We start from the raw sequence: 25435 nt of genomic DNA on the forward strand, positions 1-25435 counted from the left end.
TTATGAAATCGCCGAAACTGGGCCTTGTAACTGTTTTATATAACACACCAGAAGTGTTGCCTGATTTCTTTAATAGCTTGGCATGTCAAAATTATAAAGACTTTATCCTGTATGTTATTGATAACAGCTCGAAGCCGGAATCATTGAGTTTGGCCCACGAATTGGCTACTCAATATGGTATAGAAACTTCCTTTATTGATAATAAAGGGAACAACGTTGGTGTAGCGGCTGGAAATAATCAAGGTATTCAGGCTGCCCTGGCTGATGGCTGTGAGTATATCTTGATCATTAACAATGATCTTATTTTCGAGACACCCGATGTATTTGGTAACCTGATGCAGGTTGCGATCAGTGGGGAAAGCCTCATCAGCCCATTGATTCTGAATTATCCAGAAGGCAAGCTTTGGTATGCCGGTGGCTATTTTGATGAATACAGAGCTCTTGCTCCTCATGATTGTGCCGGTATGGATAAAGATACGGCTACAAGATTTGACGACTATCACGCATATGCTCCCACATGTTTTCTGATCGTAAATCGCGATGTTTTCAAGAAAGTGGGTATGATGGACGAACGCTATTTTGCATATTATGATGATACCGACTTTCTATATCGTGCCCATGTCGCCGGCTATAAAGTGAAACTTGAGCAGAACATTGTCATTTCACACAAAGTCAGTGTATCTACAGGAGGAGATCTGAGCTTCTTTGGGGCTTACCACCTGACCAGAAACAGAATCTATTTTGCCAAAAAGAACCTGCCTTTTCCAAAAAGAGAAATAAGCATTGCCTATACTATGATCACCCGATTGGGGCGAATTATGTTATCTACTGGGGCCGTAAGACAAGGTTTCATCAAGGGGCTGGTTGATGGCTTCAAAATGTAGTATGCATGTATGACATTATATCTGGTTTTGCTGCTTTATATTCCCCTGCTGCTTCTCTCAATCTGTTCTGAAAAAGATGAAAGAATATTGAAGGGGGCTTTCTTATATATATTCTTATTCTTCATTTTTTACCATATAGATGCCGGGCCGGATCATCATGTGTATGAGTGGGCCTATTATGAACCACCATTTTCAATTTCCTTTGAACCAGTCTTTAGTTTGCTGTTGGCCACCTCAAAGGTTTTTGGACTTGATTATATAGAGTTTTTGGTCGTTCTAAGGTTGATTAGCTTTATCCTATTTGCATATGCCTGTCTAAAGCTGGATAAAACCAAATTCATATTCTTGATGGGATTATATATTCCTATCTCTTTTATCACCTTCGAGTTGAATTTGTTGCGCCAGTCCTTGTCTCTGCACTTTGGATTGGTTGCCGTCTGCGCTTATCTCAAGAACAGAAACAAAACATCATATGTGTTCATGATACTAGCAGTCATGTCCCACCTTTCTGCAATTGTGATGACCTTGATTTACTTGAACAAGATAAGGGTGAAGGTGCTGGTTCTGTTAGGTATGGTTGGCATTATGATACTGATGCTCGCGCTGCCGGCGATTATCAGTAAAATTAATGATTATCAGGCATTGGGTGCATTGAATATTCGTATGGATGTGGCTACCTTGCAATTGGTTGTGCTTATGATATTGCCATTCGTATTCTTCAAAACTCAGGGTGGCATTGTGCCGACCTTGCTATATCTGACTCTTTGCTGCATGACGTTCATCCCTGTTTTAATTAGACTATATCCGATTGCGCTATTGATCCTGCTGCCATCAATCGCCATTGCAAAAGGCAATAAGAATATGACAACTCTCTTTTTATTTGTTTCTCTTTCTCTTTTCATGACCATAGGAAAAACATATTTATTGTTACAAGCCGATCAACATGCGATTCAGGAGGGCATGTATCAGCATGGTTACACAAAATAAAAAAGTCATATTTGTTTCCATGTCTAGCCGTGATTCTGCCATGTGGTTTTCATTTACTGGGTTGGCACATGCGCTAGAGTCGTGTGATGTTTCTTTCGCATTTCCATCCTCGAATCCTTCCGAAGAGACAAATTACACAGACAACGTGTTTTATTACAGTTTGCGGGCTCCCATCAAGACGGCCTGCTCTGTACTTGCTCTGGCCAGAGACATTAATAAAAGATATGACCGTGTGATTATTTTCTCACAAGGTATTTTCTCCGCCTATCTGACCATGCTGTTGGACAGAAGAATAGAAGTTGTAGCTTGGGGCCATGAACTCATAAATCATGTCGACAGAGCTGGTTTCTTCCGAGGCATGAATTATTACCTGTCAGATCGTCTCATGGCATTGAGAACCTCGAGGATGATTGTCGCCTCTGATGATCTGGAATCTATTGCAACAGCATATTATCCCAATAAGAAAATCACCAAGACCTGTCTGCCTATGTCAGGGGATTTTTCCTGCTTGGTAAACAAAGGCAATTCGGTTGACGAGCACAGCAATAAAAAAATAGAAATACTTTTCTTTGGGGCTATCACCTCGTACAAGGGACTGGATATATTGGGGCGAGTCCTGGAAAGATTCAACGATAATGATATTCATCTAACCATTATGGGGAGAGGACCGCTGGAGAAATATTCAGAACATCTTTATAAACGGGCTGAACAAGGAAGAAATGTCACCTGGATAAATAAATTTGTGGACGCCGAGGAAGTCGTTGCACAGTTGTATGTGTCAGACTTCATGTATTCAATGTATAGTTCTGTCACGGCCACATCACAAATAGATATCGCCAATGCTTTTGGGGTTCCTGTATTGGCGACCGAGCTCCCATTTTTTAACAAGAAAATAAGTCATGGTATCAATGGATATATTCTCAATGAACACTCCTTTTATGAACTGCTAGATGAGAGGTTATCTGGCGGGTTGAAAATATCCCGGGAGGAGATCATTGATAATTATAATCAGGCTGGCATCAACAAGCATTGTGTAGAAAATATAATTAGAGACGGGATTGTCTAGATTATGAAAAAATATATCCAGCATTATGGTATTTTGGGATGTATTCGATTGATTGTTGAATATATTCTCACCAGAATATTTTTTCAAGATGCTCGTTTGATTAGACGACCTTTTGAAATTCGAGGTGCATCAAGAATCAGATTGGCAAAAGGATTCACTACCGGAAGATATTGCCGGTTGGAGGCCCATGGCTCCCATGGCATCAATCTGGATATTGGTCTGAACTGCCAGCTCAATGATGCTGTTCATATTGCGGCGGCTGAAAGCATTGTGATTGGTGATGATGTATTGATTGCCAGTCGGGTTTTTATCACAGATCTTAACCATGGCAGCTATAGCGGGATGGAGCACTCTCATCCTGACTCCATCTGCAGGGAGCGGACACTTCATGCTAAGCCTGTTGTCATTGAGTCAAATGTTTGGCTAGGCGAAGGCGTTGTCGTGTTGCCTGGCGTCAAGATTGGTAAGGCGTCTATCATCGGAGCAAATTCGGTGGTTTCCAGGGATATACCCGCAAATTCTATCGCCGTAGGCAATCCGGCAAGAGTAATTAAGAAGTTTGATTTTCAAAGTGATCAATGGGTGGCTGTTGATGCAAAGTAATGCTGGTGCCGTTTTGATATGCCCGGATTTTTTTGATTATAAAAAATTACTTACCGCAGAACTTGAGCATCGTTATAAGACAGTGCTTGCATTTTCTGATCGACCACTATGTTCGTCCGTATCAAAGGCTCTGATCAAGTTTAATATTCTCGGATATGCCCATGTTGCCTCCAAGCGATATAGTTCAGAAATATTCAAGGTCATTTCAGGCAGGCTCCCCTCGGTTGAGGAAGTAATTATTGTCAAGGGAACCTGTATATCTCCCTGCTTGATTGAAAGTATTAAAAAACTCAACCCAAAAACAAGAGTGACCTGCTATAGCTGGGACTCAATATCGAATATAAAAACGTTCCCACTATTGGCTGAAAAAGCAGATCTGGCATATACATTCGATATTGCCGACAGCAAGAGATATGGATATGGCTATCTACCATTATTCTATTCTGATAAAAAAAACCATGGTGCGACAACAGATAAAAAATATAAGTATAGCTTTATTGGTAGTTATCATGGAGATCGTGTATCGGTATTGCAGCATATTTTTTCTCATGAGGACAATGCCAATAATTATGTAAGAATATTCTTCCCAAGCAAATTACAATTTGCTTTTTATTATCTCCTGGACTCTTGCTTGAGAGCTGCACCCAGGGAGTGGATCACGTTTAAACCGCTATCAAGGGCGGAAATAATCAGTGTAGCTGAACATAGTGAATATATTATAGATATACATAATGCCAATCAAACCGGTCTAACCATGCGTACTTGGGAGACGTTGGGAGATGGCCACAAATTGGTAACGACAAATGCTGCAGTGCTTTGCCATGCAGCCATGAGTGATGTCATTATCATTGATAGGAATACTGGAAAGCGATGGTCTGAAACGCAATGTTCTGTGTACTTTAATGAGATGTCATATTCCGCGCTAAGTGTAGATTCATTGTCTTTATCTACATGGCTTGATAACTTGTTGGCTAGAAGTGAAAATTAATATGGCTGTTATTCCTGTAATTATGGCTGGGGGCTCTGGCTCCAGGCTTTGGCCCATGTCTCGTGAGCATTTTCCAAAGCAGTTTTTAAACTTGTATGGTAACAACTCGATGTTGCAAGAGACAGTGAATAGACTTGCAGATATCGAGTGTACGGATCCTCTTATTTTATGTAATGAAAAGCATCGTTTTATTGTGGCAGAGCAACTCCGTCAGCTCGATATTCTGGCTAATAATATTATACTCGAACCGGTAGGAAGAAATACTGCTCCTGCCATCGCATTGGCTGCAATACAAAGCCTTAAAAACAGTAGTGATGCTCACGATCCGATCTTGCTGGTATTGGCTGCAGATCATTTGATTCAAGATCAACAGGCATTTACTCATGCAATTAACAGTGCCATTCCATTTGCCGAATCAGGAAAGCTAGTGACATTTGGGATTGTTCCCAATACCCCAGAGACTGGTTATGGTTACATTCATCGTGGCTGTGAGCTGCAGGCCTCTCAAGAAAATTCAAAAGCATATTTTGTTAATGAATTTGTAGAGAAGCCCAATCTGGATGTCGCCAAAAATTATCTAGCGAGCGGTGAATACTATTGGAACAGCGGTATGTTCATGTTCAGTGCACGCTGTTACTTGGCCGAACTGAGGAAGTCACGCCCTGATATATACGATGCCTGTATGGCATCAATGAATGATGTCAGCAGTGATCTTGATTTTATTCGGATCAATAGTGACGCTTTCAATGAATGCCCCAGTGAATCTATTGATTATGCCATTATGGAAAAAACATCGGATGCAGTTGTTATCCCAATGGATGCCGGCTGGAATGATGTTGGTTCATGGTCATCCTTGTGGGAAATATCAGATAAAGATGCTTGTGGCAATGTTTGTCGCGGTGATGTTATTTTGATAGATAGTCATAATAACTATGTCTCTGCCGAGTCTATTCTTGTCTCAACCATAGGCGTGGAAAATCTAGTTATCATTCAGACAAAAGATGCCATTCTTGTTTCAAGTAAAGACAAGGTGCAAGATGTAAAATCTATTGTTGAAGAGTTAAAACGTCGTGGTCGCAAAGAATATAATATCCACCGAGAGGTATTCAGACCCTGGGGTCAATACGACTCGATTGATGATGGCAATGGCTATCAAGTTAAAAAAATCTTGATAAGACCAGGTGAGCGTTTATCAACACAAATGCACCATCATAGGGCTGAACATTGGATTGTTGTTTCAGGCACAGCCAAGGTGACTAATGCTGGGCAGGAATTTCTGATTACTGAAAACGAGTCCACATTTATTCCCATTGGTGCAGTTCATTCACTTGAAAACCCAGGAAAAATTGACTTGGAGCTTATTGAAATTCGCTCTGGAAAATATCTTGATGAGAATGATACTGTCCGTTTTGGTGATAAATATGGTCGAGTAGAAGGGGGGGATATATGATTGAGCAAGATTATCTTGTTAGTAAAGATGTTATTCAGCGCAGCGGAGTTGAATTTGGAACCAGTGGTGCCAGAGGTCTTGCCGTAGACTTTACACCGGAAGTATGCTTCGCATTTACTTATGCTTTTGTTGCAGTAATGAAGCCTTCCTATAGTTTTAATCGTATAGCAGTGGCGATTGATAATAGGCCTAGCAGCTATGCAATGGCGATGGCTTGTGCTACTGCATTGGAGGCCATAGGGTTAGAGCCGGTTTACTATGGTGTGATCCCAACTCCTGCATTAGCATATAAAGCTATGAGCGATTCGATCCCCTGTATCATGGTGACAGGAAGCCATATTCCATTCGACCGAAATGGCTTGAAGTTTTATCGACCTGACGGTGAAATTTCGAAAGCTGACGAGCTAGCGATTATTTCCGTAGAGGAGACGTTCTCTATTGTACAGAATCTCTCATCCCTAGTATCTAAGGATGACGCTGCAATAGCATACATCGAACGTTATACTTCATTGTTTAATGACTCCCCGCTCTCTGGAATGAGACTTGGAATTTATGAGCACTCTAGCGCGGGTCGTGACCTCTACGCCAGACTGTTTGGGGCTCTTGGTGCAGAAATAATCTCACTTGAACGTAGTGAAGATTTCGTTCCGATCGATACTGAAGCTGTTTCTGATAAGGATCAAAATAAAGCAAAGGTTTGGTCGAAAACATACAAGCTTGATGCTATTTTTTCTACGGATGGGGATGGTGACCGACCTCTTGTTGCTGACGAAGAAGGTAACTGGCTAAGAGGAGATGTATTAGGAGTCTTATGTGCAGCCAAGATGAAAATAGAGGCTGTCGCCGTTCCTGTAAGCTGTAACACAATGGTAAAATCCTGTCGGAAGTTTTTACATGTTACCCATACAAAGATTGGTTCACCTTATGTGTTGGAGGCATTTACATCCTTAAACTCACAATTTAAATCCGTTGCAGGCTTTGAAGCTAATGGTGGTTTTTTACTCGGTAGCCATATTAAAATTAATGGTGTTGAGTTGGAGCCATTACCTACTAGGGACGCAGTCTTACCAGCATTAATTTTATTTGTAAACTCTTACCCCTCGAATATATCTGGGTTGGTTAAAGAGTTGCCGAAGAGATTCACTTATTCTGATAGAATTAAAGATTTTCCGAAGGTAAAAAGTCGTAAAATTATTGAGCTTGGATCTTTAGATATAAATGCTCTGATGCTAAGACTCCAGTTCAGTAAGTTAAAGGTAAAGTTTGTAGACCTAACCGATGGTTTGAGAGTATCATTTGATGGCGGAGATATACTGCATATTCGCCCTTCAGGTAATGCGCCAGAGCTGCGTTGTTATGCTGAGTCTGATAGTGTTGAACATGCAAAGTCGATTGTCACGAAATGTCTTGGTAATCTAAATAAGATAGACATAAAATGATCTTGCAATAATTGGTTAATATAAACATTAAGTACATGGGGTAATACTTTGAATTATCAGCGCCGTCATTCTCGTTGGTATGAGCGATTTTTATTTAGCCCTCCATCCTTGTTTTTCGTTGGGGCTTTATTGGCTGTCTGTTTACCTGCCATTGAGCGCTGGGGCTGGGATTTTTGGAGTGCTCTTGATGCAGTAAGAGTCAATACGTTGGTGGGGGCTTTTGTGGCTTTCCTACTTACGGGTATAGTGCTTCATCGCTTCCTACGCTATCCGGGAGCCAGTCCGGTTGCGTATATGATACCGACGGTAACCACCTTGTATGGTCTGCTGGTAGGGGTATTGTTTTTTCTACGACTCCCCTACAGCAGGCAGGTGCTTTTTGAATCTTACATAGTGGCGCTTCTATGCTGCTGGGTTGTCTATTTTATAGGCCGCCGCTACCGGACTCCCAAGTATGCGCTGCTTCCCTTTGGTGATTATCAGTCTCTGACCAGTCATGACAGCGTGCAGTGGCGTCTGTTGGACACGCCAGACTTAGGAGCCGTCCGCTATGACGCTGTGGTGGCTGATCTACGTGATGAAAATCTGGCTGGAGAATGGGAGAGATTCTTGGCCCGTTGTGCCTTGGCACATATCCCCGTTTATCACATCAAGCAAATCAGCGAGACCCTCACTGGCCGGGTGAAGATCGATCATCTTCATGAGAATCAGCTTGGCTCCCTGTTGCCGTCTCCCATATACGCATTTGTCAAGCGGGGCATGGATATACTGGCTGCGGTGATTGCAATCCCACTATTTTCACCGCTGATGCTGGTGACGGCCGTATTGATCAAGCTGGAGAGCCCGGGACCAGTAATGTTCCTGCAAAACAGGGTCGGTAAGGGAAATCAGGACTTTCGGATCTACAAGTTCCGCAGCATGTGCCAGAACTCGGAACAACACGGCGCTCAATTCGCGCAAGATGGGGACATGCGCGTCACGCGGGTTGGCAAGGTGATACGCAAGTTGCGTATTGATGAGCTGCCCCAGTTCTTCAATGTGCTCAAGGGGGATATGAGCCTTATCGGGCCAAGACCCGAGCAGCGAACCTTCGTCGATCAGTTCGAGCGGGAGATCCCTTTTTATATGTATCGCCACATAGTGCGGCCGGGGATCAGTGGTTGGGCCCAGGTTGTGCATGGCTATGCAGCCGATGCCGATGACACTCGTATCAAGATTGAGCATGATTTTTACTACATCAAGCACTTCTCGCTCTGGCTGGATGTGCTCATAGTCTTCAAGACCATTCGCACCATCCTGACTGGCTTCGGGGCGCGGTAAGTCCGGATGCGTATCCTACTGTTGGGGGCTCGTGGCCAGTTGGGGCGAGCTCTTTTTTCTGTTCTGTTGTGTGAGTATCCTCATTGGCAAGTGAGGGCTTTGGGGCGAGATGAGTGTGATATCACAGAACCGCAGACCCTGGAGCTCGCCCTGCGCCATCATAATCCCGATGTGATCATCAATGGGGCGGCCTATACGGATGTCGATCTTGCAGAGTCGGAACCTGATCTCGCTGATAGCATCAATCACAGAGCTGTGATGGAGCTGGCTCGGGGGGCGCAGGCTCTAGGCGCCTTGTTGGTGAGCTTCTCTACCGATTATGTGTTCGATGGTCGTGGGAGTAGACCCTGGACTGAGGCAGATCAGCCAAGACCTCTCAATGTCTATGGTGCAACGAAATATGCCGGTGAGCGGGCGATACAGGCTTTATGTCCCAACCATTTGATTATTCGTACGAGTTGGCTCTATGGCGGGGAAGGGAGGCATTTTGCCCGTACCATTCTCCGTGGGGCTAAGGAGGAGCAGCCCTTGAGTGTGGTTGCCGATCAATGGGGGGCTCCCACCCAAGTAGACTGGTTGGCAAGGGTGAGCATGATGGCGTTGTCGCAAGTGTTGCATTCACCCACAAAAACCGGGCTCTACCATCTGAGCTGCCAGGGGGAAACTTGTTGGCACGGGTTTGCCTCGGCCTTGGTTGAGGAGGCACATCGATTGGGACTGCTGGCACAATCGATCACTGTTCGTCCTATTCTCTCTGAGCAGTGGCCACAGCAGGCCCGTCGCCCCTTGAATTCCAGGCTTGATTGTCGCTTGTTCTCAGCAGTGTTTGGCATCACCCCGTCTCCCTGGCGGGAGGAGATGATCATCTGGTTGGCGAGTCAGGGCATCCTTCCAACCGCGCCGGCGATATGCCCCTTCCAATAACACCCTCAATCTATCTCACTCGTTATAACCCTCCCCCCTCGGGGCTAGAGTACTGGTCTTAATCTAAGTTATCTTGAGGACAAGAGTCTGGAGGTCTGTTTCAAAGGTCGAGACTCGACCTGACTCGATACTGGCGCCTCCGACAGCCAGCGAGAGGTGAGTGGTTTCGAGAGGGGCTTCTGGGCGATAACTCAAGGTCTCTGCCCCTATGAGATCGTTTAGGGTCGTGGCTGAAGGGTTATCTTTGTAGCCTCATGTAACGCTTTCTCTATCAGGCCTTTACTTAGCAATGTGGTGATGTTTGCTTCGTTTAGGACAATTTGAGTCGTTCCCTACAAGGGACATTTCATGGTCTGCAACATCGTCACAGGGTAAAGTAGTTCAGGCGATTACCGCTACTATCTTCGATGTGGCCGTGATCTCCGAGCGAATGGTCCGATCCATGGCCAACGGGTTGGGCTGCAACCTCCAGCTGAAGATGCTACAAATCTATGGGTTCTCTCAGGTTTTGCTCATGGTTTTTATGTGTAGAGCGGATGGTTCTATATGTTGCGAAAATGTACCTATTATTATGCACCTTTGTGCGGCGGCACTCTCCACTGGTCAGATCCGACGCTGGCTATTGAGTAGCCCTTGATAGAAAATGTGTCATTAGATTAGTTTTTCTGACCGAAACCGTCACGCCATTTTCTGGAAGTAACCTTATTTTTAGAGCTCCGTATGAACAAACAGGTATTCGATAATTCAGATAATAAGTTGCCGCAGGGTTGGCAAGCCTCTTCTGGCGATGAGATTGATCTTCGTGAGCTAATTCTGGTGCTATGGCGTCAGAAGATATTGATCCTACTGATCGCTGGCGTGTGTGGTTTGGTCGGCGTGGTCTATGCGCTGACAGCCTCACAGCAGTGGTCCGCAACGGCCGTGATTGCAGAACCCAAGCCGGAAGATATGATGCCGATGCAAAAAATTGCGATGCAGGCAACTGCACTGGGGCTCAAAGATTTCCCCAGTGGCAAAAGCCTCTACCAGGAGTTTGTTCAGGAATTCAATGCCTATGAGAATCGTCGAAGCTACCTGAAAAGCAGCCCCTTGTTTGTCGAGTTTGCAAAAGCGAAAGGACTTGTGCTTGATGACAAGGTTCTGCGGCGCTGGTTACGCGACTGGGCCAAGCTGGTGACGGCTCAGCCTGTAGGCAAGATGGGGGAGACGCCGGAAGTTGTACTCACCTTTGCAGCCCCCACCGCCGAGAGCTCGCTGGTGATGCTGGAGGGGTATGTCGACTACATCACCAAGTTGCAACAGCAGCAGTTGGTTCACCGGCTCGGTGAGCAGCGTGATTTGCAGCTGGAGGGGATGAACACTCAGTATGTGATAATGCGAGAAGATACCAAGCGCGCGCTGCAACAGGAGATTTCCGAGTTGGCCTTGGCCAACAGAGTGGCCAAGGCGGCAGGTGTCGCCGCGCCACTGGAAAACTACGACACTCAGGAGCGTCTCTCCATCTCGCTGGGTTCCAAGGGCTTGGAAGAGAAATTATCTTTACTCAAATCTATCGACCTTGAGCTCTACCAACCCAAGTTGCAGTCTCTGCAAGTGCAGATGGCGCGCCTGAAGCGTGTCTCCTTGGAAGGGATTACGTTCCGTCCTTTCTCCTATCTTGATGCTCCTGATGAGCCGATGAGCCGTGACAAGCCCAAGCGTCCCCTGATCGTGGTGCTGGCCACTCTGCTCGGCGGCATGCTGGGGGTCGGTATTGTGCTGATACGGCATGCCTTTCGCAGACCAGAACAGGCATAATCGTTGCTAAGTGAATCAAAGGGGGCTCAGCCCCCTTTTTGCTTCTTGGGATGCTGGTGATGGTGCTATGAATCTGAGTGCGTGGGGGTCAGGGAAGATGAAGGTAACAATAAAGGCCTTTGGCATGGTCAGTGTGCTCTATTGGCTGCTGGGCATGCATTTCTTCATGCACAACCCGGGAGGGGCCGGGCTCTATCTGCCATTCAATGCCTGGGGCTGGATCTTTGCCAGTCTGGTCATCGGTGTGGGGCTGTGGCAGGTCACGCTGCAGCAGAAGCTGGTCTTCTCGTCACTGCAGACCGGGCTATGGCTAGGTGGATTGCTGCTGTTGTTACCCATGGCATACCCGAGTTTTGAGCTCAAGGATTACGCCATCCCCCGTCTGTTAGGGTTGTTCACCGGCCTGTTGTTTCTGTTCTGCCTCTACCAGTGGCAACTGGCTCGCGAGGCGCGTGACCGGCTGCTCTATCTGCTGCTGGGGGCGGTGGTTATTGAGGCATTGCTCGGGTTGGTGCAGTACTACCTGCTGACGCCGGGCAACTGGCTCGGCTATGACACCCAGACCAATCGCCCTTACGGCATCTTCCAGCAACCCAATGTGATGGCCAGCTTCATGGCGACCGGATTATCCCTCGCCATCTGGCTGGAGCTGCGGGGGCTGGCCAACGGCTGGCTGCGGGGACTGCGCTATGGCGTGATCCTGGCAGCCAGCCTGCTGTTGGTGGTGCTGCAGTCGCGGGTGGGGCAGCTTGGCGGGCTGTTGGCCTTGCTCCTGCTTGCGCCGCAGCTCTATCGCCAGCGACAGCTAGGTCGGGTACTGGGGCTGGTTGGGCTGGGCATCGCCCTGGGGCTGGCATCCCAATACGGGATGGCGGGGGCCAAGAGAGGGCTGGAAATCTATCAGTCCGGCGGCATGCGTTCCATCTACTGGCCCTATGCCGCCAAGCTGATCGCCGAGGCGCCCTGGACCGGTTGGGGTTATGGCAGTTTCGAGCCCGTCTTCCTGCAGCACTACATGGCCGACAAGGCACAGAACCCCGCCATGGTGCAGATCGAATACAACCTGGATCACCCCCACAACGAGTTTCTCTACTGGGCGGTGGAAGGGGGGTTGGCCCCCATGATCGGCATGCTGCTGATGGGCGGCGCTCTGTTGTGGCGCTTGACCAAGGCCGGTTGGGTCAAGGGGTCGGCGCTGCTGGCGCTGGTGACCCCCATACTGCTGCACACCCAGACCGAGTATCCCCTCTACCACGCCATCGCCCTCTGGTGGGCCCTGTTGCTGCTCATCTATGTGCTGGATGCGGAAGTGGAGGAGGGGGCGCAGGCCTTTGGCCACGCCAACTGGCGGGAATATGTCTATCGCCCCTGGCTGTTGCTGCGCTTCCTGGCCATCGGTATTCCACTGGTCGTGGTGCCCTTCATGCTCACGGCCATTCATACCGCCTGGGTGGTGACCAAGTATGAGCGTGGTGGCTACAAGCAGCCGACCCTGTTGCTGGACATCGTCAACCCCATGGCCTGGCTGACCCGGGTGGAGTTCGACGTGAATGCGGTGCGCCTGATGGTCGGCCTGCAGGCTCACAATAAGACGGAGCTGGAGGCGTATCTCGACTGGGGGCAGGAGTTCGTGCGCCACACCCCCAGAGCCAACATCTACGCCAACATGGTGCTAGCCCTCGATGCGCTGGGGCGGCAGGAGGAGGCGAAGCGCCTGCGTACCCAGGCACTGATGCTCTATCCGGGTGAGCCCTTGCTCACCGGCTCGGCGGGCAAGTCGGTCGCGGCGACCCTGGAGCGCAAGCCGTCAAGTTGATGTTGTGCCACGGATTTATTCTGGTTCGATGACAAGGAAGAGGCTGCCGCCATTGTTGTTTCGGGCAAGCTCACAGTCAGGATTGGCGGTGTAGTCTCTTGAAAAAATGGCAGGAATTTATCTGCCATCCGCAAGCCAGGTGCCCAACGCCGGGGCGCCTTTGTCATCGGAGTCGACATCGTGAAGAAAATAGCATCTATCGCCGCCAGCCTGCTCATCCTGATCAGTTCACCCGGCATGGCCGGCACCAGTAGCCAGGTGGAATACGGGACAGTGCAGGAGAGCCGCATCATCACCCAGGCGAATACCGCCACTCATCAGGGCGCCCGGCCGCTGCGCACCATAGGCGCCGCCGCCCTGGGGGCCGCCGTTGGCAGTCAATTCGGCGGTGGCTCCGGCCAGACCGTCGCCACCACTGTGGGGGCGGTCGCGGGGGCCGAGGCCTCGCGCCGCCGTCAGAGTGAACAGGGCACCACCCAGGGCAAGCAGACGGTCGAGCTGCAGATCAAGACTCAGGCAGGGAAACTGCTCAACGTCGTGCAGGAGAACGATCCCAATCTCATCTTCAACAAGGGAGACAAGGTGCGCATCCTGACCACGGGGACGGACACCCAGGTCGACAAGTCGGTCTAAGGCTTTGCTCGGTCATGGCATCCAGGCCGTGTCCCATGGCGAGCATAAGCCGCGGAGAGAAGGGCACGGCTGCCGGGCTGTGGCACCACTCGGGTTCAGTGCGGTTGATGTGCGACTCTGATCAAACCGATACCAGGCCTCGAAAGAAGCTGGCTGTTCACCGGGTGCTGCCTTCTGGGTTGTGCGATGTTTCATCAAGGTTTTCACCGGCTCGCAAAAACAGGTTTCTCTGCTGGACGACGAGGGCGCCTTGGTTAAGATGAGGCCCTTAACGTTTGGTAAGGGAGGTTGAAATGGAGTTAGTACTAGGCCCACTCGAGGCGCGCGTGATCGGCTGCCTGATAGAGAAAGAGATCTGCACGCCGGATCAATACCCCCTCTCTCTCAACGCGCTGGTCAATGCCTGCAATCAGAAGAGCAACCGCGAACCCGTGCTGGAGCTCTCCGAGCTGGATATCCGCGCCGTGGTGGATGAACTGATCCGCCGTCGGCTGGTGGTCAACACCGCCGGCTTCAATGCAAGGGTGCCCCGTTATCAACACCGCTTCTGCAATACCGAATTCGGCGAGCTGAAATTCTCGGCGCAGGCGCTCGGCATCCTCTGTGAGCTGCTGTTGCGTGGCCCGCAGACCCCGGGCGAGCTGCGCTCGCGCACCAACCGCCTGTGCAGCTTCGATGATGTGACCCAGGTGGATGCCGTGCTGGCCGATCTCAGCGAGCAGGGGCCCTATGTGGTCAAACTGCCGCGCGAGCCGGGCAAGCGGGAATCCCGTTACGCCCACCTGTTCAGCGGCGAGATCGATCTGCAAGCGCTGGCCGAGGCCGCCCCCGCCAGTCACTCTGCCTCTCCCGCCGCCGATCGACTGAGTGTGCTGGAAGAGGAAGTAGAAAGCCTCAAGGCCCAGTTACAGGCCCTGGAGGCACGGCTGGCCCAGCTGGAAGGCTGATTCATCCCGTCATTGCAAAGAGGCGCTCAGGCGCCTTTTTTTATGGCGCTTTGGTGGGTATTCCCGCTCTTCTTCACCGCGTCATGGCGGTGAGCTCTGCCCGTTTCATCCCCTCGTTTTATGCGCCCTGCGCTTTTTTTTGTACTAATTCGCGGTTAAGGGTCGAGCCGCCGCCGCTTTCCCGTTAAAATTCCGCCTTTGCACCTGCCCGCGAGTTCTGATGTCAGCCTTCACCCTCTCTTCGGATTGCCATGCCCTGCTCAGCGAGCTGCAACTGCAGCGCGCCGCCAGTACCCGCTATTTGCAGGAGACGCTGCACGCGCAGCACTCCCCCGGGTTGGCGCTGGCTGATCGGCTGAACCAGCTGCAGCAGCAAGGGCTGGTGCGGCTGCGTGGGGAGCAGCAGTGGAGCCTGACGGCGGAAGGAACCCTGGCCCTGATCCTGGCGGTACGGGCGGGGGAATGCCCCATGCCGGACTGGACCCGGGTCCCCTCGGTCACCGGCCAGGAGCTGGCGCAGGCCCTGGTGCGTGAACTCTGCCTGGGGGAGGCGGGTCAGATCCCGGCCTATTACCAGAGCGCGGAGCTCTTGAGCCTGCTGGACTTGCCCGATGCTCACCGCCTGCTGCCGGGCTCAAGCCCCGAGTGGCAAGGGCTGCTGCTCGAGCATTTCGCCCTGCAGACCCTGCTCGACGCCGAGCCCGAGGACGGTTGGCCGCTGGCGCGCGTCACGGCGGCCTGTGCCCCTGCGCTGGCGGGCCGGGTCGAGACGCTGGCTGCGGAGTGGAGCTGGCTCTGTGGCGCGCCGGACGGCGAGGTAACCACTTACTGGCCGGCTCTGCAGCAGCTGGCCGAGCGGGGGGGAGATCAACCCCTGGCCGAGCGGCTGCTCAGCGCGCTGGGGCAGTGGCAGGCGCCGGCGGCGCAAGAGCCCTGGCCCCGGCTGTTCAGCGCCCTGCTCTGGCTGGGCTGGCTGCAACAGGCCGATCCCGTGCTCGCCAGCGAGCAGCGCAAGAAGTGGCAGCGCAGTCTGGGCAATCATTTCCCTCTGCTGAGCGATCTGCTGGGCCAGTGGGCCGGTGATCGCCACGGCCAGTCGGTCGGTCTGTTCGATACCCTGCAACTGCCGCTGGAGGAGCTCCATTGGGGCTATCTCTGGCTCGATCTCTGCGCCCTGGCGCGGCACGGCGAGCAGAGCCCCCAGGTCGCCATACTGCACAAGTGGGATCTCTCCCATGTGCTGGAGGCGAGCCCGCGTCACCGCCTGATGGCCTTCTGCCAGGATCTGCTGCGACTCTTGCTGGGCATGGGGGCGCAGCACGCCCCGTTGCAGCGGCTGCGCGCCGCCGCTGAGGCAGATGTGAGCAATGAGCAGGATGACGAAGACAAGACGCCCGCCTCGGCCAGCTGGCTGAACTGGCTGCAGGGGCTGGGGCGCTCCAGCGGTGTGCGCAAGGCACAAGAGCGGCTGGTGTGGCTGCTCCATGCGGATGGCCCCGAGCTGGAGTGCAAGATCCAGAAGCAGAGCACCAAGGGGGAGTGGACCGCTGGTCGCCGGGTCGATCCGGCCCTGCTCTCCACCCAGTACGCCGCCCTGCTCGACGAGGCGGACTGGGCGCTGGTGCGCACCCTGCCGCGGGTGATGAGCAAGCTGCCGCGGGAGGCTTGGGCGCCGCTCGCCGAGCACCCCCGCCTGTTCAACGCCAAGGGGCAGAAGCTGCAACTGGCCATCAGTGCCCCCCTGCTGCAGATAGTGGCCACCGAGCAGGGCATGAGCGCCGTGCTGAGCCCGCTTGCCGCGGCGCGCGGGGCGCACATAGTGCCCCTGGCGCAGGACCTGTGGCAGCTCATCCTGACCCCGCAGGCCCTGCTGGACAGACTGCCGGCGCTCGAATCCATCCCCCTGTTGCCCGAGGCCGGACTGGCGGAGCTGCAACGCACCCTGGACGCCATCCCCGAGCTGCCATGGCACAGCCAGGTGGCGGGGCTGCAGGGCAATGCCGAACTCGCCCCCTGGCCTGGGGTGCCCTCGGTCCAGCTGGATTGGCAGGATGGCCAGCTGGTGGTCCAGCTGGTGACCCGGCAGGGGGAGCTGCCACCGTTGCCGCTCGGCAAGGGGGAGGCCATAGTGCGCCAGGGAGTCAGGGATTATCACTACTGGCAGCGGGATCTCGCCGCCGAGAAGGGCGAGGCTCAGCTGCTGCGCAACCAGCTGCCCATCGGGCTGCCAGGCAACGAATGGAAGCTGGAGGGTGAGCAGGCGCTGACCCTGGTCAACTCGCTGCCCGAGCTGGTGGAGGCCGGAGTGGTCATTCACTGGCACCAGGACAGCGCTCGCCTCAAGAGCCTCGACGAGGCGGCCCTCAGCCTGCGCATCGAGCGGCGCCAGGACTGGTTCCAGATTGAGGGAGCCCTGGCGCTGGACGAGCACCAGATCCTCGACCTGCGCCTCATCCTGCGCCAGCTGACCCCGGGTCAGCGCACCGTCCAGCTCGACGAGAAGACCAGCCTGATGCTGAGCGACAAGCTGGTGGAGCGACTCACCATGCTGGGCGCCATGCTGGACGCCGATCAGCGCATTAACAACAAGCTGGCCTATCCGCTGGCCCGCCTGCTGTCGGCGGTGACCACCGCAGGGGATGATGCCTGGCAGTCGTTGCAGCAGGAGTGGCAGCAGGAGGTAGACTGTGCCCCCGAGCTGTTGACGGCACTGCGGGACTATCAGAAGGACGGGGTGCGCTGGATGGCGACCCTGGCCCATCACGGCTTCGGCGCCTGTCTGGCCGATGACATGGGGCTCGGCAAGACGCTGCAGGCGCTGGTCGTGCTGCGCATGCGGCAGCATCTGGGCCCGGCGCTGGTGGTGGTGCCCAAGTCAGTGGTCACCAACTGGCAGGAGGAGGTGGCCCGCTTCGCCCCCGAACTGGAGGTGGTGGTGTTCGAGCAGCCCTCCGAGCGGGAAGGGCTGATCCGCGATGCCAGGGCCGGCCAGATCATCCTGGTCAACTACGGCATGCTCGGCAGCCTGGCGCAGGCACTCAAGTCCCGCCGCTGGGCGAGCATGGTGCTGGACGAGGCCCAGCAGATCAAGAATGCCGGCACCCAGCGCGCCAAGCTGCTGTTCCAGCTCGAGGGAGATTTTCGTCTGGCCCTCTCCGGCACCCCCATCGAAAACCACCTGGGGGAGCTGTGGAGCCTGTTCACCTTCATCAACCCGGGTCTGCTCGGCAGCCTCGGCGAGTTCAAGCGTCGCTTCGGCAAGGCGGTGAAGGATCCCCAGCACATGGCGCTGCTGCGGGCGGTGATCAGCCCCTTCATCCTGCGCCGCCTCAAGCAGCAGGTGCTGACCGAGCTGCCGGACAAGACCGAGATCATCCATCACATCAGCCTCTCCCCCGAGGAGCGCCAGCTCTACGAGGCGACCCGGCGCGAGGTGGTGCAGCAGGTGCAGAGCGCCGATGGCCGTGCCCTGATGCACGTGCTGAGCGGCCTGACCCGGTTGCGCCGGCTCTGCTGCTCCCCCAAGCTGGTGATGCCGGAGTGGAGTCAGACCAGCAGCAAGCTGGACGAGGCCATGGGGCTGCTGGAGGAGGCCATCGACGGCGGTCATCGGGTGCTGGTGTTCAGCCAGTTCGTCGATCTGCTGAGCCTGCTGCGGGCCCGCATCGAGCAGAAGCAGTGGGACTACTGCTATCTGGACGGCGGCTGCTCCGCCAAGTCCCGCCAGGAGTCCATCCTGCGGTTCCGTCACGAACCTGTCCCGCTGTTCCTCATCAGCCTCAAGGCCGGTGGCACCGGTCTGAACCTGACCCAGGCCGATACCGTGTTGCACCTGGATCCCTGGTGGAACCCGGCGGTGGAGGATCAGGCGAGCGATCGGGCCCACCGGATGGGGCAGACCCAGCCGGTGACCGTGTATCGGCTGGTGTGCGAGCAGACGGTGGAGGAGAAAATCGTGGCGCTGCACGACGAGAAACGGGCGCTGGCCGATGGCCTGCTCAGCGGTCAGTCCGAGGTCCGTGGCCTGGATGTGGAGAGCCTGCGCGCCCTGCTGATGAGCTGATGACGGCGGTGGTTGCCTGTGTGCGAGAGGGGGATGGTCCGGTGACCATCCCCCTCGTCTTTTTTCAGTGCTTCAGGGCGCTCATTTCCAGCGTCAGGGCATCTCTGCAATATGTCTGGCTGAGGGAGCGGCTAGCCCTGATAGCGATAGAGGTGCAGCCGCTCTATGATGGCCTCGCCGCCTATCTTGCGATCCCGCCGCGCCTGGCGCAGCTTGGGCGGGTAGTGGCCGAGGTGGGTGACGCTGGGCGGGGTGTCCGAGCAGAGCAGCAGCGGCAGGCTCGCCTTGAGCTGCTGCTTGCGCGGCTCCCTGTCCTGCCAGAGAAGGTTGATCATGGGGTGGGTCTTGACCGGCCGCCGGATCCGCAGCTCGGCGTCGGCGGGCAGACGGCGAATGTCATACACCTCCTGATCCACCATCTTGCTCCACTCCTCGTTGTTGGAGAGCGCCGGGATATAGCGGCGGCTGCGCTCCAGCATCTCGAGCACCTGATCGCGGCTGAGGCGACTGATACTCTGCTTGTCGGCCCAGGTAAAGCCCAGCGAATGCAGCTCCCCCTCCAGCAGGGTCAGCTTGCGGTAGACCTGCAGGGTGATGACCCCGGGCAACGCCTGGTGCACCAACTCGAACTTCTCATCCCGCCCTCCCGCCTGCTGCACCAGGGCCTTGAAGGCGAGCTTGTGGGCGTTGATCTCATCGAGCAGCGGGCGCAGCAGGCTGGCGCTGGCGGCGGGGAAGCGTAGCCAGCCGGGCAGCCGGTGGGTCGCCTTGGTTGAGCAGCCGGGGCGGGCGCTGTGATCCTGATAGGCGGCGATCGCGGCGGCCAGCGCCGCGTCGCCCCCCAGATAACCGACCTCTATTTGGGCGATGGGATCGTGCTCCTCTCCCTGCGGCACGGCGGGGAGGGGATAGACATGGCCCTCTTGCAGCGGGAGTCGACTCAACTGCTGAGCCAGGCGGGCCAGCGCCGCTTCGAGGGCCTCCATCTGTTGACGCAAGGCGGCGGTCGGGGTAAAGGTGTCCATCGGCTTATCCTGTGATCGCATCCGATCCGGCGCTCGCAATGAGGCCGACGGGATACATGGCTAAACTACTGTATAAATAACCATACCAGCATGCCGAAAGCGCGCCAAGTGTCTCCTGTTATGAGGATTCGGTGCGGCCTGAAAATAGTAGCCATTTGAGAGTGTATATTTTGTATCTGTCTGTTAAATAAGGATCAATAAAAGATCTCTTGATTAACAACTGGATGTGAATGCCCCGTGACAGCGTCCTCCCCGAAATACCTGGTCTGCATAGCTACTGCTGGAAACTGCATAGTTAGAAGTAGCGCATGCAGGAGAATATGCTGCTAGGTCGTGCAGGGAAATGAGACCACAATTTAATCATTTAGAATCAATCGGTTATGTCTTGGTGGTTGGCCATATCAGCCATTAGTTTTACTCATGTGTTGTATCAAAATTCGTCAATTGAGCCACTCCCTCCGCCTGACTAAGCTTTGCGCATCAAATCCGAGCCTTGCGCAGAACTAGAGAGAGGAGCCATATCATGGCCAACATGACGTATACCGAAGCCGGTTATCAGCATTCCAGCCAATCGAATCTGGCTGCTCGCGTGAAAACGACCGTAGTGACCTGGCTGGAACGCAGCCGCAGCCGTCGCCAGCTCTCCGAGCTGCCCGCCTATCTGCTCAAGGACATCGGCCTGAACGAAGCCGACCGCTATCAAGAGACCACCAAGCCGTTCTGGCGTGGTTGATCAGCCGGGCATGGATGCCTCGTTTTTCCGCTGATCCCGTACTCCGTTTTCCCCGGCATCCCGCTTGCCGATGTGGCGCCTTGCCACCCAGCATCATGACCCATTTTGTCCCCTTGCAGCCTCAGTCCTGAAATCTCCCCCATCTGTTCCCCGTACCGTTCGACTTGTCACCAGCTGTCGCCATCTTTGTATCCTTACTGTTTGAATTTGTTTAAAAATCGATTTTAAGCCTGCCCGCCTTGGGTATAATCCGGCCATAGCATTCCAGACAAGAGGGTGAGACGGATGATTCCCCAGCATGACTTTTTGGCCCTGACCCGCCGCCACGAATGGCAGCTTGATCCCTTTGCATTCTATCTGCCGGATGGCACCCGGGTGAGCGTGTGGGACACCGGCGTGCTCTGCCTGGAACCCGTCAATGGGGCGGGGGGACGCAAGGACATAGTGCTCTCCTGCGGCATCCACGGTAACGAGACTGCCCCCATCGAGATCTGCAACCAGCTGCTGACCCGGCTGCTCAGCGGGGAGCTCAGGGCTCGCCACCGGGTGCTGTTCCTGTTTGGCAATCCGGCGGCCATGAACCTGGGGCTGCGGGAGGTGGAGGAGAACATGAACCGGCTCTTCTCCGGCGCCCACAGCAAGGGGGAGGGACTTTGCAACAGGGAGCGGATCCGCGCCATGGAGCTGGAGCAACATGTGAGCCGCTTCTTCGCCGATCCCACCAGGCCCCGCTATCACTACGATCTGCACACCGCCATCCGCGGCTCGCGTCACGAGAAGTTTGCGGTTTATCCCTTCCCCCACGAGCGGCCGCACTGCAAGGAGCAGGTGCAGTTCCTCGGTGCCTGCGGGGTGCGCACCATACTGCTTTCCAGCGGCCCGACCACCACCTTCAGCTATTACAGCTCGCACCAGCATGGTGCCCATGCCTTCACGGTGGAGCTCGGCAAGGTGCGCCCGTTCGGGGAGAACGACATGACCCGCTTCATCGAGGCCCGGCAGGCGTTGCAGGAGCTGGTGACCCAGGATGAGGTTGGCGTGGAGCCCTGGCGGGCGGATGACTTCACGATTTTTGCCATCGATCGGGTGATCAACAAGCGCTCGGCGCAGTTTCGTTTCCTGTTCGCCAGCGATGTGGACAATTTCACCGAGTTTCCCCAGGGATTTGTGCTGGCGGAAGACGGGGATCTGCAATACAGGGTAGAGAAACCGCGGGAGGCGGTGGTGTTCCCCAATGCCAGCGTGGCCATCGGTCAGCGTACCATGCTGCTGGTGGTGCCGACCCGCCTGTGGGAGTGATCTGAGCCTACCTCTGCACGCCGAACCTGCGCCTCTGGCGGCTGGTGGCGGCTATCGGATTATGGCAGTGATCCCAAACTCAGCATGACAGGGAGCCCGAAAGGGCTCCCTTCTTCGTTTCCGCTCGCCGAAAATCTTATCTTCTTTCTGAAATTAAAGAAGTTTCTACTGGTCTTACCTGGTTAAATTCCATTGCCCTTTACTTAACATGTTGTTTACATTTCAGGTGTCACCTCATGGTGGTGACGTTGACAACGGCAAGGAGCCAGTTATGACCCATGTCGACATCCCTTTCCTTCGCTACCTCGATGAGGAAGGGCGCCCGGTCGAGACACTACCGACCTGGCTGGACAAGGCGACCCTGCACACCTTCTACCGCAACATGGTGATGGTGCGCAGCTACGACAAGAAAGCGATTGCACTGCAGCGAACCGGCAAGCTCGGCACCTTTCCCTCCCACCTGGGGGCAGAGGCGGTCGGGATTGGGGTCGGTCTCGCCATGCAGCCTCAGGATGTCTATGTGCCCTACTACCGGGACATGCCCACCCTCTATGTGCGGGGCGTGCCCATGGAGCAGAACCTGCAGTATTGGGGCGGGGATGAACGGGGCAGCGTCTTCTACAAGGCCGATGGCGAGCTGTCGGAAGACTTGCCCATCTGCATCCCTATCGCCACCCAGATCACCCACGCCGCTGGCATCGCGGCTGCCTTCAAGCTGCGCAATCAGCCCCGCGTCGCCGTGGTCACCATAGGCGATGGCGGCACCTCCAAGGGAGACTTCCTGGAGGGGCTCAACTGCGCCGGCGTCTGGCATCTGCCCATGGTGATGGTCATCAACAACAACCAGTGGGCCATCTCGGTACCGCGCAAGTTGCAGTCGAGCGCCCCCACTCTGGCCCAGAAAGGGATAGGGGCCGGGGTGCGCAGCATTCAGGTCGACGGCAACGACGTGGTGGCCGTCTATGAGGCGACCCGCGCCGCCGTCGAGCGGGCGCGTGCCGGCAAGGGGCCGACTCTGATCGAGGCCATCAGCTACCGGCTCGGGGATCACACCACCGCCGATGATGCGACCCGCTACCGCGATGCCGCCGAGGTGGAAGCCGCCTGGGCCAAGGAGCCGGTCAAGCGGCTGCGCCAGTTCATGGCCGGGCAGGGCTGGTGGGACGAGCATCAGGAGCAGGCGCTGCTGACGGAGGCGAGCCGGGAGGTCGAGCGAGCCGTCGCCGCTTACGAGAGCACGATACGGCAGGCGCCGGAAACCGTGCTCGATTACCAGTTTGCCGAGCTGCCCAAGGATTATCGGGCGCAGCGCCAGCGCATCATCGCCAAGGGCATGCAGCTGCACGGCGGGGAGACACATCATGAGTGACATCACACTGCTCGAAGCCATCAATCTGGCGTTGCACCATGAGATGGCGCGCGACCCCGACGTGGTGGTGCTGGGTGAGGATGTGGGGGTCAACGGCGGGGTGTTTCGCGCCACCGTGGGCCTGCGCGACAAGTTCGGTTTCAAGCGGGTGATCGACACCCCGCTGGCGGAGGGGCTGATCGCCGGGGTAGCGGTCGGCATGGCGACCCAGGGGCTCAAGCCGGTGGCCGAGTTCCAGTTCCAGGGCTTCATCTTCCCCGGCATGGAGCAGATCATCTGCCAGGCGGCACGGATGCGCAACCGCACCCGTGGCCGACTCTCCTGTCCCATCGTCTACCGCTCGCCCTATGGCGCTGGCATTCACTCGCCTGAGCACCACAGCGAGAGCGTCGAGGCGCTGTTCGCCCATATTCCGGGCCTGCGGGTGGTCATCCCCTCCAGCCCGAGACGGGCATATGGCTTGCTGCTCTCGGCCATCCGCGACCCGGATCCGGTGATGTTCTTCGAGCCGGATCGCATCTATCGCTCCATGAAGTCGGACGTGGTGGATGACGGTGTCGGCCTGCCGCTGGATGTCTGCTTCACCCTGAGGCCCGGACGGGATCTCACCATAGTTGCCTGGGGCGCCTGCATCCAGGAGGTGATGCGGGCCGCCGCCCTGCTGGCGGAGCAGGACATCCAGTGCGAGGTGCTGGATCTCGCCACCATCAAGCCGCTGGACATGGAGAGCATTCTGGCCTCGGTGCGCAAGACCGGTCGCCTGCTGGTGGTGCACGAGGCGTGCGGCAGCTTCGGAGTCGGTGCCGAAATTGTGGCGCGGGTCACCGAGGAGGCGCTCACCAGCCTCAAGGCGCCACCCAAGCGGCTCACCGGGGTGGATGCCGCCGTGCCCTACTATCGCAACGAAGAGTATTACCTCATCACCGAGCAGGATATTGCGGATGCGGCTCACCAGCTGATGGAGAAATGGTCATGAAATTTTTCAAATTACCGGATCTGGGCGAAGGATTGGCCGAGGCCGAGATCGTCGAATGGAAGGTGAGTGCCGGCGATACCGTGAGTGTCGATCAGGTGCTGCTGTCGGTGGAGACCGCCAAGGCACTGGTGGATGTGCCCTCGCCGGTGGCGGGGGTGATCGCCCGACTCTGCGGCCAGGAGGGGGACATACTCCATATCGGCGCGCCGCTGGTGGAGTTTGAAGGGGGCGAAGACGATGGCACCGTGGTGGGCAAGGTCAGCGCCCATCAGCAGCACATCGAGGATCACTTCGTGGTGGGCACCATGGCGCCCGGAGGCTCCCTGGTGCAGGCCATGCCGGCGGTGCGCCTGCTGGCGCAGAAGCTGGGGCTGGACATCGACAGGCTCAAGGGCAGCGGCCATGCCGGCATGGTGACCGAGCAGGACGTGCAGAGCGCCTTCGAAGCGCTGCAGAGCAGCGGCAACGAGTTCCTCAAGGGTTCGCGCCGGGCCATGGCCAAGGCGATGGAACTCTCTCACCAGACGGTGGTGCCGGTCAGCATCACCGACGAGGTGGACTTGCGCCACTGGCGGGCCGATGAGGACGTCACCGTGCGCCTCATCAAGGCGATCGGCGTGGCCTGTCGCGCCGAGCCATCCATGAATGCCTGGTTTGACGGGGATACCCTGTCGAGACGGCTGTTCAGGGAGGTCAACGTGGCCATCGCGGTTGACTCCAAACACGGGCTCTATGTGCCGGTGATGGAGAACGTGGCCGAGCGGGAGAGGGCGGATATCCGCCAGGGGCTGGACCGGATGATCGCCGACGTGAAGGCGCGAGCCGTGCCGCGGGAGATGTTGCAAGGGGCGACCATTACCCTCACCAACTTCGGCGCCATCGCGGGTCGCTACGCCAGTCCCATAGTCACGCCGCCACAGGTGGCCATCATAGGGGCGGGCAAGTTGTTTGAAAAAGTGGTCTTCATCCATGGGGAGGCGCGGCCGGTCCGGGCACTGCCACTGTCGATGACTTTCGACCACCGCGCCTGCACCGGCGGCGAGGCGGCGCGCTTCCTCAAAGCCCTGGTTCAGGCACTGGAAGCGGCGGATGCGTAAGCGATTGCACCCTGCCCCC

The 25435-nt window shown here is 55.2% G+C and carries 20 protein-coding genes; 19 read left to right on the forward strand and 1 reads right to left on the reverse strand.

The window, feature by feature from the left end; all coding sequences use genetic code 11:
- The first annotated feature begins 2 nt into the window (after positions 1-2).
- From AACW18_RS16435 to AACW18_RS16500, 14 genes are all read left to right on the forward strand, one after another.
- Positions 3-884, forward strand: a complete 882-nt coding sequence (locus tag AACW18_RS16435; RefSeq protein ID WP_218389254.1) for a glycosyltransferase family 2 protein — start codon at positions 3-5, stop codon at positions 882-884.
- A 9-nt stretch (positions 885-893) separates the two neighbouring features.
- Positions 894-1871, forward strand: coding sequence for an EpsG family protein (locus tag AACW18_RS16440; protein ID WP_242379497.1), 978 nt, complete (start codon positions 894-896; stop codon positions 1869-1871).
- Complete coding sequence (locus AACW18_RS16445; protein ID WP_242379498.1) at positions 1855-2937, forward strand: glycosyltransferase; 1083 nt, start codon at positions 1855-1857, stop codon at positions 2935-2937. The genes AACW18_RS16440 and AACW18_RS16445 overlap by 17 nt, the downstream gene beginning before the upstream one ends.
- Before the next feature lie 3 nt (positions 2938-2940).
- Positions 2941-3540, forward strand: coding sequence for a DapH/DapD/GlmU-related protein (locus AACW18_RS16450; protein WP_218389255.1), 600 nt, complete (start codon positions 2941-2943; stop codon positions 3538-3540).
- On the forward strand, positions 3530-4528 hold the full coding sequence (locus AACW18_RS16455; RefSeq protein ID WP_218389256.1) for a hypothetical protein: 999 nt from the start codon (positions 3530-3532) through the stop codon (positions 4526-4528). Before AACW18_RS16450 ends, AACW18_RS16455 begins: the two co-directional genes overlap by 11 nt.
- 1 nt (position 4529) lies before the next feature.
- Positions 4530-5978, forward strand: a complete 1449-nt coding sequence (locus AACW18_RS16460) for a mannose-1-phosphate guanylyltransferase/mannose-6-phosphate isomerase (protein ID WP_218389257.1) — start codon at positions 4530-4532, stop codon at positions 5976-5978.
- Positions 5978-7417: a phosphomannomutase gene (locus tag AACW18_RS16465; protein WP_339381576.1), complete on the forward strand. Its 1440-nt coding sequence runs from the start codon at positions 5978-5980 to the stop codon at positions 7415-7417. The genes AACW18_RS16460 and AACW18_RS16465 overlap by 1 nt, the downstream gene beginning before the upstream one ends.
- A 48-nt stretch (positions 7418-7465) precedes the next feature.
- Positions 7466-8737 (forward strand): sugar transferase, encoded by a 1272-nt coding sequence (locus tag AACW18_RS16470; protein ID WP_218389259.1) that lies wholly within the window; start codon positions 7466-7468, stop codon positions 8735-8737.
- Positions 8738-8743: 6 nt separating this feature from the next.
- Positions 8744-9661 carry a dTDP-4-dehydrorhamnose reductase gene (gene rfbD, locus AACW18_RS16475; protein ID WP_218389260.1) on the forward strand — a complete coding sequence of 306 codons (918 nt, stop codon included), beginning with the start codon at positions 8744-8746 and terminating at the stop codon, positions 9659-9661.
- 720 nt (positions 9662-10381) lie between these two features.
- Positions 10382-11458 carry an LPS O-antigen chain length determinant protein WzzB gene (locus AACW18_RS16480; RefSeq protein ID WP_218389261.1) on the forward strand — a complete coding sequence of 359 codons (1077 nt, stop codon included), beginning with the start codon at positions 10382-10384 and terminating at the stop codon, positions 11456-11458.
- A 97-nt stretch (positions 11459-11555) separates the two neighbouring features.
- Complete coding sequence (locus AACW18_RS16485; protein WP_256351921.1) at positions 11556-13274, forward strand: PglL family O-oligosaccharyltransferase; 1719 nt, start codon at positions 11556-11558, stop codon at positions 13272-13274.
- Between the two features lie 180 nt (positions 13275-13454).
- A complete protein-coding gene (locus AACW18_RS16490) occupies positions 13455-13907 on the forward strand; it encodes a glycine zipper 2TM domain-containing protein (RefSeq protein ID WP_042654945.1) in 453 nt (150 codons plus the stop codon).
- A gap of 293 nt (positions 13908-14200) precedes the next feature.
- Positions 14201-14854 (forward strand): YceH family protein, encoded by a 654-nt coding sequence (locus AACW18_RS16495; protein ID WP_218389262.1) that lies wholly within the window; start codon positions 14201-14203, stop codon positions 14852-14854.
- Positions 14855-15074: 220 nt separating this feature from the next.
- Positions 15075-18917, forward strand: coding sequence for a DEAD/DEAH box helicase (locus AACW18_RS16500; RefSeq protein ID WP_218389263.1), 3843 nt, complete (start codon positions 15075-15077; stop codon positions 18915-18917).
- A 131-nt stretch (positions 18918-19048) separates the two neighbouring features.
- Here the strand turns inward: AACW18_RS16500 and AACW18_RS16505 are convergent, their stop codons facing one another.
- A complete protein-coding gene (locus tag AACW18_RS16505) occupies positions 19049-19942 on the reverse strand; it encodes a DNA replication terminus site-binding protein (protein WP_042654919.1) in 894 nt (297 codons plus the stop codon).
- A 523-nt stretch (positions 19943-20465) separates the two neighbouring features.
- Here AACW18_RS16505 and AACW18_RS16510 point away from each other — a divergent pair.
- The 5 genes from AACW18_RS16510 to AACW18_RS16530 all read left to right on the forward strand — a co-directional run bounded on the left by AACW18_RS16510 (position 20466) and on the right by AACW18_RS16530 (position 25416).
- Positions 20466-20675: a DUF1127 domain-containing protein gene (locus AACW18_RS16510; protein ID WP_042654918.1), complete on the forward strand. Its 210-nt coding sequence runs from the start codon at positions 20466-20468 to the stop codon at positions 20673-20675.
- A 285-nt stretch (positions 20676-20960) separates the two neighbouring features.
- Positions 20961-21974 carry a succinylglutamate desuccinylase gene (gene astE / locus AACW18_RS16515; protein WP_218389264.1) on the forward strand — a complete coding sequence of 338 codons (1014 nt, stop codon included), beginning with the start codon at positions 20961-20963 and terminating at the stop codon, positions 21972-21974.
- 271 nt (positions 21975-22245) lie between these two features.
- The gene (gene pdhA, locus AACW18_RS16520; protein ID WP_218389265.1) at positions 22246-23343 is read left to right on the forward strand and encodes a pyruvate dehydrogenase (acetyl-transferring) E1 component subunit alpha; all 1098 of its coding nucleotides are present in this window, start codon (positions 22246-22248) and stop codon (positions 23341-23343) included.
- On the forward strand, positions 23336-24319 hold the full coding sequence (locus AACW18_RS16525) for an alpha-ketoacid dehydrogenase subunit beta (protein ID WP_042654915.1): 984 nt from the start codon (positions 23336-23338) through the stop codon (positions 24317-24319). Before pdhA ends, AACW18_RS16525 begins: the two co-directional genes overlap by 8 nt.
- Positions 24316-25416, forward strand: a complete 1101-nt coding sequence (locus AACW18_RS16530; protein WP_218389266.1) for a dihydrolipoamide acetyltransferase family protein — start codon at positions 24316-24318, stop codon at positions 25414-25416. The genes AACW18_RS16525 and AACW18_RS16530 overlap by 4 nt, the downstream gene beginning before the upstream one ends.
- Positions 25417-25435 lie beyond the last annotated feature (19 nt).

This window comes from Aeromonas sp. sia0103 (assembly GCF_963895295.1).
Taxonomy (GTDB): Bacteria; Pseudomonadota; Gammaproteobacteria; order Enterobacterales; family Aeromonadaceae; genus Aeromonas; species Aeromonas encheleia.